This window comes from Bacteroidales bacterium (genome assembly GCA_016709865.1).
Classification (GTDB): domain Bacteria; phylum Bacteroidota; class Bacteroidia; order Bacteroidales; family VadinHA17; genus LD21.
On sequence record JADJLX010000004.1, the window covers coordinates 91,245 to 106,855 of the forward strand.

The 15,611-nt window shown below is 39.8% G+C and carries 11 protein-coding genes and 2 pseudogenes; 4 read left to right on the top strand and 9 right to left on the bottom strand.

Annotated elements, in window-relative coordinates; translation table 11 throughout:
- The gene (locus IPJ16_08675) at window positions 1-714 is read right to left on the bottom strand and encodes a TonB-dependent receptor plug domain-containing protein (GenBank protein MBK7627249.1); all 714 of its coding nucleotides are present in this window, start codon (window positions 712-714) and stop codon (window positions 1-3) included.
- 86 nt (window positions 715-800) lie between these two features.
- The gene (locus IPJ16_08680) at window positions 801-1,586 is read right to left on the bottom strand and encodes an energy transducer TonB (GenBank protein ID MBK7627250.1); all 786 of its coding nucleotides are present in this window, start codon (window positions 1,584-1,586) and stop codon (window positions 801-803) included.
- A gap of 290 nt (window positions 1,587-1,876) precedes the next feature.
- Between IPJ16_08680 and IPJ16_08685 the strand changes: the two genes are divergently transcribed.
- Window positions 1,877-2,305: an antibiotic biosynthesis monooxygenase gene (locus IPJ16_08685; protein MBK7627251.1), complete on the top strand. Its 429-nt coding sequence runs from the start codon at window positions 1,877-1,879 to the stop codon at window positions 2,303-2,305.
- A gap of 96 nt (window positions 2,306-2,401) precedes the next feature.
- On the opposite strand, the gene IPJ16_08690 is transcribed toward IPJ16_08685, so the two are convergent.
- The 5 genes from IPJ16_08690 to IPJ16_08710 form a co-directional block, all read right to left on the bottom strand.
- On the bottom strand, window positions 2,402-3,574 hold the full coding sequence (locus IPJ16_08690; protein MBK7627252.1) for a tetratricopeptide repeat protein: 1,173 nt from the start codon (window positions 3,572-3,574) through the stop codon (window positions 2,402-2,404).
- A 13-nt stretch (window positions 3,575-3,587) separates the two neighbouring features.
- Entirely contained in the window at window positions 3,588-6,098 is a 2,511-nt protein-coding gene (locus IPJ16_08695; protein ID MBK7627253.1) for a TonB family protein, read from the bottom strand.
- Complete coding sequence (locus IPJ16_08700) at window positions 6,091-6,459, bottom strand: BlaI/MecI/CopY family transcriptional regulator (protein ID MBK7627254.1); 369 nt, start codon at window positions 6,457-6,459, stop codon at window positions 6,091-6,093. Before IPJ16_08700 ends, IPJ16_08695 begins: the two co-directional genes overlap by 8 nt.
- 128 nt (window positions 6,460-6,587) lie before the next feature.
- Window positions 6,588-8,111, bottom strand: a complete 1,524-nt coding sequence (locus IPJ16_08705; protein MBK7627255.1) for a SpoIIE family protein phosphatase — start codon at window positions 8,109-8,111, stop codon at window positions 6,588-6,590.
- A gap of 168 nt (window positions 8,112-8,279) precedes the next feature.
- A complete protein-coding gene (locus IPJ16_08710; GenBank protein ID MBK7627256.1) occupies window positions 8,280-9,530 on the bottom strand; it encodes an MFS transporter in 1,251 nt (416 codons plus the stop codon).
- A gap of 109 nt (window positions 9,531-9,639) precedes the next feature.
- Here IPJ16_08710 and IPJ16_08715 point away from each other — a divergent pair, with 109 nt between their 5' ends.
- Window positions 9,640-10,884 carry an exo-alpha-sialidase gene (locus tag IPJ16_08715; GenBank protein MBK7627257.1) on the top strand — a complete coding sequence of 415 codons (1,245 nt, stop codon included), beginning with the start codon at window positions 9,640-9,642 and terminating at the stop codon, window positions 10,882-10,884.
- Window positions 10,885-10,996: 112 nt separating this feature from the next.
- Here IPJ16_08715 and IPJ16_08720 read toward each other — a convergent pair whose 3' ends face one another.
- Complete coding sequence (locus IPJ16_08720) at window positions 10,997-12,568, bottom strand: beta-N-acetylhexosaminidase (protein ID MBK7627258.1); 1,572 nt, start codon at window positions 12,566-12,568, stop codon at window positions 10,997-10,999.
- A 295-nt stretch (window positions 12,569-12,863) separates the two neighbouring features.
- Here IPJ16_08720 and pdxH point away from each other — a divergent pair.
- Window positions 12,864-13,483, top strand: a pseudogene (gene pdxH, locus IPJ16_08725) (pyridoxamine 5'-phosphate oxidase).
- Between the two features lie 126 nt (window positions 13,484-13,609).
- Here the strand turns inward: pdxH and IPJ16_08730 are convergent.
- Window positions 13,610-14,239 (bottom strand): annotated as a pseudogene (locus IPJ16_08730) (creatininase family protein).
- A 476-nt stretch (window positions 14,240-14,715) separates the two neighbouring features.
- On the opposite strand from IPJ16_08730, the gene IPJ16_08735 reads away from it, so the two are divergent.
- The gene (locus IPJ16_08735; protein ID MBK7627259.1) at window positions 14,716-15,234 is read left to right on the top strand and encodes a hypothetical protein; all 519 of its coding nucleotides are present in this window, start codon (window positions 14,716-14,718) and stop codon (window positions 15,232-15,234) included.
- Window positions 15,235-15,611: the final 377 nt, after the last annotated feature.

The window sequence follows — 15,611 nt, forward strand, 5'->3', positions numbered from 1 at the left end:
TCATTTGCCTTTTTTGGGATCTGCAGTAGAAATTAATATCACCCCATTGGATCCTCTTGATCCGTAAATAGATGCTGCCGAACCCTTTAGGATTTCAATTGATCTTATTATCTGAGGAGCAAGATCATCTATACTGTTTACAGGAACTCCATCAACAACAAAAAGTGGTTCATTGCTTGCCAGCTGCGATGCTGCCGCCCTTATTCTGATGCTTTTTCCATCAACCACCACCCCTGGAATTTCTCCTCTGAACAGATCATAAATTGAGTTATAGGATGCATATCTCTCCCGCCTTGCATCTATTTTGCTTACAGGAGTAGTCAGGTTTTTTCTTTTTTCTGTTCCGTATCCGATATTAACCTCTTCTTCACCGGACTTATCTTTCTGTCCGGGTATTTGTTTAACAACAGAGGTGTCGAGTGTGAAATTGATAACAGCCCGTCCGGCAATCAATTCTTCAATTTTAGCCGGGGAATTGGTTAATATACCTATTTTCTTTGCCGCAACTGTTGCTTTGATTTTGTATTTCCCTTTATTATCTGTTATCCGGTTGGTTTTTACACCATCAATCATCATTACAGCACCGGAAACCGGATGCTGATTTATATCTGACACCACTCCTGTAATGGTAATCTTCTGGCTCTTTTCCTGACCGATAACCAGGTTGTTTATTATTAAGGCAAACAGAAATAAGAATAGAATTTTGGAGCTCATTTGCTTATGGATTATTTGTAATCCACTAAGATACTGAGAATCTCCAAGGAAACCGGCAGACTATTCTGAAATTAACAAAAAACTGTTCAGGGTGTCGTCTTAATCTGAAACTTTATCGGAACAGTAAACCACACAGGCACAGGGACTCCTCCCTGCTTCCCGGGCCTGAATGTCGGAAGCGTTTTTACTACTCTTATAGCTTCAGCATCAAGATCAGGATCAACAGGTCTGAGAATACTTACCTGATCAATTCCCCCCTTGGAGGTTACACAAAACTTCACGATTACCGTCCCCTGGATATTGTTTTCCTGAGGAACCGCCGGATACCGTGTATTATCTGCGATGTACTTCAGAAGTCCGGAGTTTCCTCCGGGAGGTTCCGGCATCTCTTCAACAACAGTAAATGGTGCCGGTTCAGGTTCTGCTTCCGCTACTTCCTCTTTAACCTCAGTTTGTATTTCGATCACCTCTTCATTTTTTACTTCAATCTGTGCCTCATCTGCTGTCATAAGCTGCACATTATCCTCAGGTTTAACAGTGTCGACAACAACAGGAGGAACATATTTCACCTGCTGAACCGTTTCCACGGGAGGCGGCGGAGTTGGTGGCGGGGCAACAACTTCATTTGGCTGATCGAGATTCTCAATCCTGATCTCAACAACTCTCTCTGCCCTTCTGGTTCTGTCTTCCAGTGCTTTAGCATTCAGATATGGCACAATTACTGCTGTTGCAATAATTACACATCCTACAAACAAAGAGATTAATACGTTCCGGTTATAGTTCTTACGCAGCAGATATGCCCCGTAATTTTTGTTCCTGATTTCAAAAACGATTTCGTCAAATGCAGGAATTCTTTTCAAGTCTCTTTCCATGGCTGCTGAATTAGAGTGAATACTTGAATTTCTTTATTAATGTCTCCTAATACATTTAAACATTAATCATACCAAAGATACAACGAATTGTTTAGTTATACAACTAATTTCTTAATTATTTTATTTGCTTTTGTATATAGTTCCTGCTGAATGCGGGGGATCCTGAGCGCCAGCGAGGAATCTCCTTCGTCAATTCTAATATTTAACCTGAAAATGTTCCTTGTTTTATCAAATTATATGGATAAATTTATTCCGGTTATTTATTTTACCTAATCTCAAAATCAATACACATGAAAAACCTTCTTTTCGGATTGGCTGGCCTGCTAATGCTTGTTTCGTGCAATGGTGGTGTTAAAAAAGATGCCGCAAATAATGACTGTGCATATAATAAGGATTCCATGATTGTTGTTATGCGCTTTGAACGCAAAGTTAAGCCCGAGAATGTGGCATTGCTCAAACAATCATTCGACGCCTGCAAGGCAGAAGTCCTGGCAAAAGAGCCCGGATGCCTCGATTATTCACTGTTTCAGTCATATACCGACAGCACGTTGTTTTGCCTCACTGAGGCATGGGCAAATAAAGGTGCCCATAATGCACATATGCAGTTGGAGCACACCAAAAAACATATCGCTGAAATCCAGGGTATCAACGATCCTGCTTTTAAATCAACAACAAGCTATACCTACTGGGTTTGTCCGGGGGCTAATGAAAAAAAGTAGCAGATTAAATTGTGGATTAATTTAAAGGGGCGGCTCTCCAGCCGCCCCCTATCACCTGCTAACGATAAACTAAAAAGACAGACCTGTTTTAGACTATTATTTCCTGGCAGAATCAATTTTTGATTTTATGTCAGTATATTTCTGACCAAGAGCAGGATCTTTCGCTTTAAGTCTGTAATAAAGCTCCTGCAGACGACTCATTGTTTCAATATCATCCGGCTTAAGCTCGTTTGCCTTTTCCATAAATGGAAGGGCCCTGGCATAAACTGTGTTTAACTCTTCAACAGCTTCATTGTATTTCTTAATATCTAATATATCGTTTGCTTTGGTGTTCATTTCGGCAGCCTTGTTAATATATGCAATCCCAAGAGCATATTGTGTATCATAATAATCTGACTTAATATCAATTGACCTGCTTAGATCTGCAATGGCTTCATCATACTTATTCTGATTCAGATATATTATCCCTGATGCCAGATAAAGACTGAAATTCTTCTGATCATTTTCTTTCGCTACCTTAATATACTTCAGAGCTTCTTCATTCTTATTGCTCTTAATGTAGAGATCTATTAATTGAAGATATATGTCTTTATCGTCTGGAAACTTTGTTGTGAGGTTTTTAAGAATAGACTCTGCTTTTAGTGTATCACCAAGCTCCATATAACATGCCTGGATTTCAAAGTAGGGTCTAACACCAAGATATTTCATCTCTGTACATTTTTCATAGTACTTTATTGCTTCACTGTACTTCTTTGAATTAACAGCTGCCAGTCCGGCATTATAATACATGCCGGTATCAACAGTGCCTGCATACTTATCACTTTCTGTAATCTTAATCTGAGTCTCAAAAGATTTGAGCGCACCTTCAAATTCTTTGTTTTCAAACCTTGCACTCCCCTGATTATAAAGATTTACAGCCAGAGAGTTATAAATCAGATTTGTTATAATCTTCTTTTTCATCGTCCCTTTGGGATCGAGTTCCACTGCTTTCTCATATGAAATATATGCTTCCTCAAGCGGATCAGAATACAATGATTTGAAATCAGGATTTTCAGAATCGAAAACAGCCTGACAAAGCTTTCCCTTCGCAAAATAGGTATTGGGCCAGTTTCTGGTGCTTTCATTTTGAAGTGACTGATCTATTGCCTCCTTCGCCTTATCGAGCATCCCCTGATCAGTATAGCTAATTGCACTTGTGACTTTTCCTTTCTGCGACAGGGCTGAAAGTGAAAATGTTAAAAACATTAAAAAAATCAATCCTTTTTTCATCTTACCACTTTTATTACTTGAGTGTATAGATAAGTGTAATTACAAATTCCATGTCTTTATCCAACCAATCAGGTATTTCATTAACAGAAAGCATGTTGGCAACCCGAACTGATTCTTGCTGCAGAGCAATCAGACCATTTCCGGTGGATTTCACAGGAGAAAAGCCGGGTCTGATCTCATTTGGTCCTGGAGAAGATGATTTATATCCGACAATTACAACTTCAGGAAGAAAAGGTGCCTTGATTCCGGTTTTTTCTGTAAAAGCCTTACATTCCTTGTCAATGCCTCCTTTTTTGAGTTTCACCACTACATATACTCTTCCGGTATCAGAAGCACTTTTTGCTTCCTGCGGGTAACCTGTATTCATACCCAAAAACTTTAAAATCTCAACTTCAGAAGTGTTAAGAAAAAGCTTCTCTGATGAAGATTGGTTAGAACCTACCAGAACATTGTCGAGACTAAAATTTACGGGGACCATGTACCAGACATAAACCGGCTTACCTCCCTGCATGCCTGGTTTGAACCCCCTGATTGTTGAGACAACCCTGACTGCTTCAGCATCAAGTAATGGATGAGCTCCCTTAAGAATTGATAATCCTTCAACATTTCCCTCAGGATTAACAATAAACCTAATAATAGCTCTTCCTTCAATTCTTTCAGCTTTTGCGGTTTCGGGATATTTGGTATTGTTTTTAATAAAATTAAGTAGTTCGGCATCTCCTCCTGGATACTTAGGCATTTGTTCTGCAACTATAAATGGTGATTCATTCAATATTTGATCAGGAAGTTTGAAATGAAGTTGAAGACCCTTAGAATATGGCTCGTCGACATTTTTATTCTTTGGACTATCCCATTTAGGGGAAGATTGAACAACTCTGATTATTTCATTCATCAATATGGGATCAACTATTCCCGCATTAGGAAAAACATTACTAACAGTACCATCTAGTTCAATCCTGAAACTTACAGAGACCCATCCTTCAATTTTCTTTTCCTTTGCCTCCTCAGGATAAATGGCATGAGCCGTCACCCACTCAGAAAAAGTGTTGGCATGCTGATTCTGGAATGTAGGATAATCATCAGGAGACAACCTTGGGAAAGGTGGCTTAAGTCCCATTTCCAGAGCTTTTACTCTGCTTATGATTTCATAAACTCCATTTGCTCCCTTTTCACCATACTTATCAGTTGCTTCCTTTCCTGAAATCATCTTACTAATTCCCATATTATAACCAAGATCTTTTATGGCATCTGTTATGTTTTTATCACTAATTTTCCCATCAATCACAACAGGCCTTTCTGGTCCCTGAGAAAAAGCAGGAGCGGATTTAACTTCTTCCATAGCAATCCTTGTTTCAGAGTCCTTCTCCATTTTCACTGACATTTCTATATTAAAATCAGGTTTTAATGTTCTGCTCTTATACCCTCGGCAAGTAAATATCAGTGATGCATCAGCCGGCACCTTCATTATTGAGAAACGTCCATCATTACCTGTTGTTGCTATGAAAGCATTTCCTTCTGTGCCGGTATTCATAATATATACTCCGGGAAGAGGGCTGCCATCATCCTTGAGAACAATTCCCTTCACCTCTTTCTGAATAATACCGGCTGACTGGTAAATAATCAAAGGTTCCATTTCAGTTTCAACACTTTTATATTCCGGCGTTGCAAAAGCATAAACTAAAAATGCCATTATTGGCAGAATGATGAAAGTCTTCATCATTGCATATTTTCGGGTTGGATTTTTGTTTATCATAATTATTCGGCTTTTTATCAGACTGTTGAAACTGTGTGCAAGCGAGATATTTTTAAATCCCGACTGAAAATTAAGTAGTCTGTATTGATATTCTTTTACACCTTTCATATTGATTAGAGTAACTTTGTCGGCCAGGTATTCGTGATTCAGAACTATCGAACGCCTTATTAACCAGATAAATGGATTAAACCATTGAAATGCTATAAAAAACTCACATAAAAGCAGGTCAAATGTGTGCCCCTGTCTGATGTGAGCGAACTCATGATCAAGAAGGTCCTTATAATTCCCGGTTTTATAATCTTCAGAAGGAATAACTGCATAAGGGAAGAATGAGAAAGGAGGTACGTGGTTATCAGAAATTACAATTTTCGGGAATTGATTGTTCTCAATTCTTGCCCCTCTTATTATTTTGTATGTGCTTATCAAACTGATAATTATTCTAATAAACAGAACTCCGGCAATTGTAAAATAGATCAGTGTAAATAATCTGTTGTAATCGAATGAATTAACGGATGCAGACAATGTTGTTCCAAGACCAGAATCTGAAAGAAAGAAACTATCAGATGGGATAACTGTTTCTGACACAGTGGGAATATTAACTGAAACAGGGATTTTAATTACAGGAAAGAAAGCCGGCAGTATCAGCATCATTATCAGCAAAATCCTGTTTCTAAGGTAAAATGTGTCCTTTGAGAAAAACAGGAGATAACACAGGTATAACATCGTTGTCCCGGCTGATACCTTGAGAAAATATAAAAGTAGGTTATTCATCTTTTTTCCCTTTCACTATGATTTGGATTAACTTTTTCAGATCATCGGCACTTAACTTTTTCTCGTCTACAAGAAAAGACACAACATTTTTATAGGATGATCCAAAATAATCAGTAACGACATCTTTCATAAACTTCTTCCTGTATTCTTCCTTTTTTACAAGCGGAAAATACTCATGATTCTTCCCATAAGCCTTATGGTCAACATATCCCTTTTCTTCCAGTCCCCTTATGACTGTTGAGAAAGTTGTATAAAGAGGCCTGGGATCAGGATGCAGTTCAATTAGCTCCTTTATGAATCCCTTCTTTGCTTTCCAGAGGATTTTCATCGCCTCCTCTTCTTTTCTTGTAAGTCGTTTCATATCTGTAACTATTTTTTCAAAGATATAACTGTTTTTTTAGATTTACAACTATATATTTAATTATATTACTGAAAAAAGCGTTTTAGGCAGCCTTGTACTGTATTTTTTATGACTTTGTTATTTGAATATCAGATCAATATCCCAATCAACAGCACATCATCAACCTGAACGTGGTCGCCGCGCCACTCTTCAAAATAGTTGTTAAGGATGATTTTCTGTTCGTCCATGGGCTTTTTATGGTGCTGCAAGAGTAGTTCCTGAAACTGTCTGTACATCAGCTTTTTGCCACCTTTGCCCCCGAACTGATCGGCATAGCCGTCGGAAAACATGTAAATCCGGTCGCCCTTCTTAAGGTCTGAATTATTGTTTGTAAAAAGATTTTGAACAGATGAGTAGATCCCGATCGGCATCTTGTCTGCAGGAATTTTAATAAGGTTTCCATCCCTTATCAGATAGAGAGGATTATTTGCTCCTGCAAATTCAAGTGTCCCGGCTTTCCTGTTGATTATACAAAGAGAAATGTCCATGCCATCTCTCATTTCATATGTGTTGCCTCTTTGCCTGAGCTTATGGATTACCAGCTCCCTTAGTTTATCTAAAACCTCCGACGCCTTCTTAAATTCGTATGTGCTGAATATGTCATCCAGAAAAGTCAGTCCCAGCATCGACATAAAAGCACCCGGTACACCATGACCGGTACAGTCTGCTGCAACGATAATAACTGTATCCTTTTTACTCATACCCCAGTAAAAATCACCGCTTACTACTGCCTTGGGCTTGTAAAGTATGAAATTTGACATCCCCCATTCCTTCATAAAATCAGGCGGCTGTAATACTGCCTGCTGAATCATTGCTGCATAATTTATACTGTCGTTAATCGCTGTACTGTGCTGTTCAATTATCTCTTTCTGCTGAAGTATCTTCCTGCTGTTTTCCTGGAGTTTGTGATTCTGATCATTGAGAATCTGGTTTTTAATATAAAGACGGTCTTCGTACCTGAAGTTTACTTTCCTGAGATGGTATATGCTGACATTCATAAAGAAAAATACCATAACATGGGCCAGCTTATCAATAAAGAAATACTCCCTGATATGTTTGGTAATCGGCAGGTCGACTTTGCCAAAATTTAATGCCAGAAAGTCAATGCTGAATACCATCAGAAAATAAAATGACATAGAAGACCAGTAGAAATATTTTTCTTTTTCCGAATTTATTACCAGCTGCGGAATTATGGAGGCTGCAATCATAACATATGCGTTGTATAAATACCCCTCTTCCTCTACATATCCCGATATAATTGGTATTATAATAAAAATCATTGGCGCCAGAAAGATAAGCGAGATCTTGCTTAACTGGTTTTGTTTAAACCTTGCCAGCAGGAGGTTTATTATGCTCAGAATCAGTGTATACCAGATCCTCATATGTCCCAGAGTAACCGGACGATCCTCTAACTTCAGTCTGGTTAGCAGAACCAAACCAAGGATAGTCATTGTCGAAGCCAGAATAAAATTGATCTGATTGCTTAAAACATAGGCTCTCGTTTGCGGCTGGTTGTCTCTTGAATCCAATCCAAGGTTCGAAATGTTTTTCCAGGTGTTTCTTAAGAAGATCTTGCTGTGGGTAAAAGGGCCATGACCATTTGTAGTATCCATAAAAGCCAATTTTTAAAATTGTCTTCCTATTTATCTAAAATGCATTGGTGAATTCTAACAGTTAAATCACTTCTCCCCTTATTAGAATTCCTGAGATTTAATTTTGCTATGATAAATTTACTAAACAGTCTGATATTAAGCAAATAAATGTTACGTGTCGTCCTGGTCTTACATCTTTTTCTGAAGCGATAATCTCCTGAGAGGTCTGTTTATCTTTGCTGTTGTAACGACTACTGCAAGGGTCATGATTCCGCCAAAAACCACCGATGGCACCAACCCCATAATTTTGGCAGTTACACCCGATTCGAAAGCCCCAAGTTCATTGGAGGAACCGATGAAGATGCTGTTTACTGATGCAACTCTTCCTCTCATCTCATCAGGTGTAAACAACTGAAGAATAGTTCCTCTGATAACTACACTAACACTGTCAAAGGCTCCGCTGAGAACCAGAAGGATCCCTGATAATATAAAACTCTTTGAAAGGGCAAAGCCAATCATACTAAGCCCAAACCCGGTAACAGCAATGAAAAGCATTTTTCCCGAATGCTTCATTGGCGGACGAAACATCAGAACGAATGCCATTATAGTTGCCCCTATTGACGGACAGGCTCTCAGCAATCCAAGCCCCTGGGGCCCGACAAACAATACATCCGACGCAAAAACAGGAAGTAATGCCACAGCCCCTCCGAATAAAACAGCAAACATATCGAGGGTGAATGCCCCAAGTAGTTCTGGTGTCTTAAACACGAAATCTATGCCGCTTCTTATTCTGGTAAAAACTCCTTCTGCTGTCCCGACAACCTGATGTATGCCAGTTTTAACAAACATGATCATAAAAAAGGCCAGCGTATATAAGCTTAATACAAGAGTATAAGCAGCAATAATTCCATGGAAGCCGTAAACCATGCCTCCGATAGCCGGACCAAGAACCGCTGCCATCTGCCAGTTGGCACTGTTCCAGGTAGCAGCATTGGCGTAAAGGTTCCTTGGCACAAGCTGTCCCATCAGAGCAACCTGGGCCGGGGCTAATATTCCGCGTGATAATCCAGTTAAAAATATTGTTATGAATACGGGCAGAATCCCGAAACGTTCTGTGAAATAGGCTGTGTTTGTGCTGTATATCAATAGTATGGCTGATCCGAGAATAAGAAGAAGGGTTGTGTAATTAACTATTTTGCGCCGGTTCCATAAATCAATGTAATGCCCGGCAAAGAGAGAAATGCTTACCTGTGGAATAACCTCCACAAGACCAATAAATCCAAGCCATAATACATTATGTGTCAGATCATATATCTGCCATCCCACGATAACTGACTGCATAAGAGTGGCCATTGTCATTAGGATCCGGAAAAACAGATAGAATCTGAAATTCCTGATGTGCATCACGGCAAATGCGTCACCGGCAAACCACTTTTTCATGTCAGATTATTTATGGTGGCAAAAGTAACTATTTGAATGAGAACTGAATTCCCTGTCAATGCCTTTTTTATTACTTTATTTTTACTTTATCTTTATTAAAAAAAGACCCATGAAACATTATTATTCTCTTCTGGTGTTGTTTTTAATGGTACTCCTTTCCGGTTGCTCCTCCGGGAATAATGATTCAAACAAATCGGGGATTAAGGCAGATTCATTGATCCTGGAAAGTATCTTCCCTTTGCAGGATAAACATTGTCATGGCTCTACTATTGTGGAACTGCCTAACGGGGATCTTCTTGCTGCCTGGTTTCATGGAAGCGGAGAAAGAACTGCTGATGATGTCGCAATAAAAGGTGCCCGTTATAACCATAATACCAATACATGGGGAGAACCATTCACAATGGCTGATGTTCCTGATTTCCCCGATATCAACCCTGTACTCTTTATTGACAATAACAAACAGCTGTGGCTGGTATGGTACACTGTTCTTGCATACCAGTGGCAATCGTCTGTTCTCAAATATCGTATAAGTGATAATTATCTGCAGGAATCTGGTGCCCCTGAATGGAAATGGCAGGATATGATTCATGTTAAACCTGATGGAAATTCTCCGGAAGGCATTGGCAGAAACGATGAGTTTGTAAAAACTCTGAACCGGAAATATGATGAATACTATTTGAGCCTGGTCTCCTCCGGCTACATAAAAAAAAACGGGTCAGGAACAATTACTGAAGCATTATGGGAAGAAGCACGAAGCCATTATTTGGGCATCGCAAAAGGATTGAACCTTATCAGTAACGGAAGTGATACTGATGAAAAAGGTGAGAAAGTCAAGGCCCAGCTTGGTTATCCGCTAATGCGAAGGATTGGCTGGCAGACACGCAATAAGCCACTCATTGCCGGAAACAGGATTTTATTACCTCTCTATTCAGACGGTTTTGATTTTTCTCTGATCGCAATTACACTAAATGGTGGTGAGACATGGCAATTCAGTGAACCAATTGTTGGCGCCGGAGCTGTTCAGCCCGCTCTTGCTCTCCTGAAAGACAGTTCAATAATCGCCTATATGCGCGATAATGGTCCTCCTCCTAAAAGACTTATGAAAAGCATCTCAAAAGATTGGGGAAAAACATGGAGCACCGTCGAAGATTCAGAAATCCCGAATCCCGGAACAGCAGCTGACATTGTTGTTTTAAAGAGCGGAAACTGGGTGGTCGCTCATAATGATGTTGAGGAAGGAAGACATCGTTTATCTGTATGGCTCTCCCCTGACGAAGGAAAACATGGCCATACAGAAAAACTCTTGTCAACGGTGAGCCAGGAAGCGAGGTCAGAGGACACTATCCTGCCATAATACAGGGATCAGATGAAATTATACACGTCTCCTTCACCAACCAGGTACCCGGACCAGATGGTAAAACATCTGTTAAGAATATAACACATGCTGCTTTCTCCGAAAAGTGGCTCTACTCAATCCAGGGAACAAGGGTTGATTTATAAAAATCGATCCCTAAGGCACTCATTCTTGCTCCATGATTTGCAAGTCTGACCTTATACTCATCCCAGTCTCTTGCAGGTGTTGCAGTCCAGCCTATTTCCGCAATACCCGGAAGCCTTGGAAATAACATATATTCAATTTCGTCGATGTTGGTAATTGTCTCCGACCATAGTGGTGCCTCAACTCCAAGAATATTTTCCTTTGAAATGCCCGGAACAAGTGTTGCCGGATCCCAGTTATATGCATTATCAACTTCAATATAAGCAGCCCAGTGCAATCCGAGTTTTGTATTTTTATCATACTGCATGTCGAGATATGCTTTCGATGCCGGAGATATTAAGACTTTTGCTCCCTGACCTACAGCCCTGGTTGCGTTTTCTGCGTTAGCCCAGAACTGAGCAACGGAATTGGCTTTCAGTTTTGATAATGAGATTTCATCCCAGCCCAAAACCTTTTTGCCATGAGCAAGTACAATATCCTGGACTTTTTCTACGAAAGGAATATAATCCTCTTTTTTTGTCGCATGAGATTCATCGCCTCCAATATGAAAGTATTCTCCCGGGGTAAGAGCTGAAATCTCTCTGACTACATCATCAATAAATTTGTAAGTAATGTCTTTCTTCGTACAGAATGTGCTGAAACCAACTTCTGTTCCTGTATATAATTCCCTGGCTTTCCCATCGCAGTTAAGTTCTGCATATGACGCAAGAGCTGCATTGGTATGCCCGGGCATATCTATTTCCGGTACAATTGTTACATAACGCTCCTGAGCATATTTAACTATATCAGAATACTCTTCCTGTGTATAGAATCCGCCCTTACCACCACCAACCTGGGTGCTTCCGCCATGTGCAGTCAGATTCGGCCATGATTTGATTTCAATTCTCCAGCCCTGATCGTCAGACAGATGCAGGTGCAGGTAATTCATTTTATAGTATGATATCAGATCTACAACTCTTTTTACATCCGTTGTGCTGAAAAAATGACGCGACACATCAAGCATTGCTCCCCTGTAAGTATAATCAGGAAAGTCGGTTATCATTCCTGTTGCAATCTCCCACGGACCTTCCTGTTTCGATGCAAGTTCAATTTTTGCAGGAAGAATCTGCCTGATAGTCTGGACACCTCTGAATAATCCTGCCGGAGTTTTAGCAGATAGGGTTAATAGTTTTTTGGTTATTATAATCTCGTAACTTTCGTCACCGGATTTTGTATCAGTCCCGGCAAGCGTCAGATAAATCCCTGACTTTGGAGCCACCGCAGCTGACTCGACTGCAAATTCAAATCCAGTTGCAGGCTTGAGTCTTTCGGCAAGGTACGATCCAACCATTTTTACTTCCTCCGATTCTCCCTGCACAAATATCTTTGTTGAAGCTTTAAGCGTGAGGTATTCTCCTGTTGAGGTTACTGTTACCGGTTTTGGAATTATACTCTCTTTTGAAAGATCGGACGGATCTTTAACTTTGCATGAGTTTAGCTGTACAAGCATTAAAACAGCAACGAGTACTGTTATTGTGATGTTGAGTTTTTTGTAAGTCATGGCAATAAAATTTATTTGCGTCAAGTTATAAAAATTATTTCTAAGAGAATGTTCCGGTAAGAATTTTACCGCAGATGGATCTTCTTAACCATTAAGTGCGTCTTCGCTGAAACTTAAGAGTACCAAGTAGGTACAAAGTTAAAACCATGTAATTCAGTTCTTTGTGTCCTTTGTGTATCCCGATGGCTATCGGGACCTTTGTGTCCTTTGTGGTTAATGGGTTTCATTTATTTCTGGAAAACCAGAACATTGCATTTAAATCAATGTTACTTTAATAATAATTCATACTAACAAAATGTCATTGAATACGATTCTTTCTGAAGACTCTGTAAATCAAAACCCTATTATTCAGTTCGATAACTGGTATAAAGAACATCTCGCTTCCGGAGCTGCCATTCCAAATTCAGTATCTCTTGGCACCTCAACACCAGATGGAAAAGTCTCTCTCAGGACTGTTCTATTGAAAGAATATGGAGAAAATGGATTTGTCTTTTTACAAATTACGAGAGTAAAAAGGATCTCAGCTGGCAGCCAATCCAAATGTTGCACTATTGTTTTACTGGCATGAATCCGGACGACAGGTCAGGATCGAAGGTGTTGCAGAAAAGATTTCATCCCAGGAATCAGATGCATATTTCAGCACCCGTCCGAGGAGAGCCAGCTCTCAGCCTGGGCAAGCAAACAGAGTACTGCTGTGCCCGGAAGACATTATCTTGAGGAACGGCATGAATACTATAAACAACTTTTTCAGACAGAAATGTAGACCGTCCTCCACACTGGGGTGGGTTCCGCATAATTCCCTCCTGGTTTGAATTCTGGCAGAATGACGAAAGGCGGTTACACGACCGCCTGACGTACACGAAATTAAATAAGACCTGGATTCTGGAACGGCTTGCCCTAACGGCACACGACTAACGACTCACGTCTCACGACCCGTGCATCGTGCGTCGTGCGTCGTGAGCCTATTTCTGAATTGGATTATCCGCTCTCTTAAAGAATTCATCGTACTGCTGCTTAACTGATGTATTGGTCTTCATGTACTTAATCAGTTCTGCCAGTTGTCCCCGCTTCGCTGGTTATCAACAATTCACCAAGTCTTTTATTGGGTGTATTTACATCACTTGCAAAATGATTCGGATACTGGGCATACCACCAGATTCCTGTATAGCCAAACGGAAGGCCTTTCAGTTTATCCTGATTGAGACCTGATTCTTTTGTAAGTGCAGCCTGATCAACATAATCGGGATTCATAAAATACATCATCGATGTCTCCTCTTCTCCTGCATGACCATCGAGTTTTGCCTTTTTAAGAGATTTGATCTCAGCACTGTTTACAGGGTCGTTTCCCGGACGGAACATAACAACTACATAATCCTCCTGTTTCGCAAGCTGCGACTGACAGAAATACTGAAGAAAAGAGGTGTTCCCGCCATGTCCGTTTAGAAGAATGATCTTCTTTAATCCGTTTCTTGATAACTCTTTACAGGTCTCATCAAGCATTTTCCACAACAGTTCATTGCTGTAAAGGGTTGTTCCGGCCTGGTGCCCGGCCTCAAAGATCTGTCCGAAAAAGTATGGTGGGAAAATTACTGCATATTCTTTTTGTGCTGCATAAAAAGCTATTTCACGCGATTCATACATATCTGTTCCGAGAGGAAGATGCGGTCCGTGTTTTCAATTACTCCCATAGGAATAACACAAACACCGCGGAAAGCTCAACAGCTTTCGCAAATTTCGAGAGGTCAGATCTTCCCACTTATATGGAAGTTTTTCTGAATTTGCCAGCTGAGCCATCGCTACAGCAGTAAAGAATAAGAACGGATAAGAAGTCTGAGTTTTTTCATAATTGTTAAATTAATAGTTTGGTTAAATCTTAATTCTTCCTTTGTGTCCCTTAGCGCCTTCCTTAGTGTTCCTTTGTGGTTCAATAATTTAAGGTTAACCACAAAGGGCGCAAAGGGATCACGAAGGTACACTAAGGTTGTTTATATCTTTTAAATGATTTGTTATTAGCAATAAAAGTAAAGATAAATAAATATTAATTATCCGTCTTTTTCGCTAGGTTTGAGTTTAAATGATAATTTTTTCCTGATACATGAGTCCTCTTCTTCTCTCTTTATTATCATCCTGGCATATTTTCTCTTCTTATGCTCATTTCAACTATAGCTTCGCGGCATGTAAGAAATACCACATTCTTTGACAGGGACCGCAAATCGCCATGGTTCCTGGTGGCATTCCGGATGGTTGGCTCCGGGATTTCAGCCGTGTCGCTTGTTTCTATCCCGGGAAATGTCGGTAACAATAATCTTTATTATCTGCAATTTATTCTTGGTACAATAGTTGGTTACCTTTTTTATTGCTTTCGTTCTTACACCTATATATTACAGACTGAAACTGGTTTCAAGATATACTTATCTCAATATCCGTTTCGAAACACAACCTATAAAACCGGCTCTCTCTTTTTCTGGTCTCACAGTCATTTGAGCCGCCCTTCGTCTTCTTCTTTCAATAAAGATTTTACAGCATGCCTTTTTGATGCTCTTCACATACCTTATTTTGTAACAATCATTGTTGTTCTGATACCTATCTGGCTCTATACCAATAAATCAGGCATAAAACAATTGTGTGGACGGACGCTCTTCAATCGTTATTTCTTATTTCCGTAATAGTAATTTCTATTTTCACTATTATGAAATTCTCTGGGATTTTTCACTTGCAGAAATGGTAAAACAATTGTCAGTCATCCTTACGCAAAAGTGTTTGACTGGGATATGCATTCAGGATCTAATCAGCTTAAACAGTTTATCTCCGATCTGCTTATTACGGTAATTCAGTAGGGCCTGATCAGAGTATGATGCAGAAAACCCTTAGAGTTAAAAAACTCCAAAGACGCAAAGAAAAATTCCTCACATTCAGCTTCTTCATTGCTTTTGCCCAGACTATGTTCCTGTGGCCTCGGAGAGTGTTGATTTATATTTTTGCAGAACGCAATGGAATTACTATCAGAAAAACTAAATGGGCAGTTTGTAAATACTGACGGCCT

Coding starts and splice junctions, on each gene's coding strand:
- IPJ16_08715 (MBK7627257.1), top strand. CDS start 9,640: ATGAAACATTATTATTCTCTTCTGGTGTTGTTTTTAATGGTACTCCTT.
- IPJ16_08700 (MBK7627254.1), bottom strand. CDS start 6,459: ATGAAACGACTTACAAGAAAAGAAGAGGAGGCGATGAAAATCCTCTGG.
- IPJ16_08675 (MBK7627249.1), bottom strand. CDS start 714: ATGAGCTCCAAAATTCTATTCTTATTTCTGTTTGCCTTAATAATAAAC.
- IPJ16_08720 (MBK7627258.1), bottom strand. CDS start 12,568: ATGACTTACAAAAAACTCAACATCACAATAACAGTACTCGTTGCTGTT.
- IPJ16_08735 (MBK7627259.1), top strand. CDS start 14,716: ATGCTCATTTCAACTATAGCTTCGCGGCATGTAAGAAATACCACATTC.
- IPJ16_08690 (MBK7627252.1), bottom strand. CDS start 3,574: ATGAAAAAAGGATTGATTTTTTTAATGTTTTTAACATTTTCACTTTCA.
- IPJ16_08695 (MBK7627253.1), bottom strand. CDS start 6,098: ATGAATAACCTACTTTTATATTTTCTCAAGGTATCAGCCGGGACAACG.
- IPJ16_08705 (MBK7627255.1), bottom strand. CDS start 8,111: ATGGATACTACAAATGGTCATGGCCCTTTTACCCACAGCAAGATCTTC.
- IPJ16_08710 (MBK7627256.1), bottom strand. CDS start 9,530: ATGAAAAAGTGGTTTGCCGGTGACGCATTTGCCGTGATGCACATCAGG.
- IPJ16_08680 (MBK7627250.1), bottom strand. CDS start 1,586: ATGGAAAGAGACTTGAAAAGAATTCCTGCATTTGACGAAATCGTTTTT.
- IPJ16_08685 (MBK7627251.1), top strand. CDS start 1,877: ATGAAAAACCTTCTTTTCGGATTGGCTGGCCTGCTAATGCTTGTTTCG.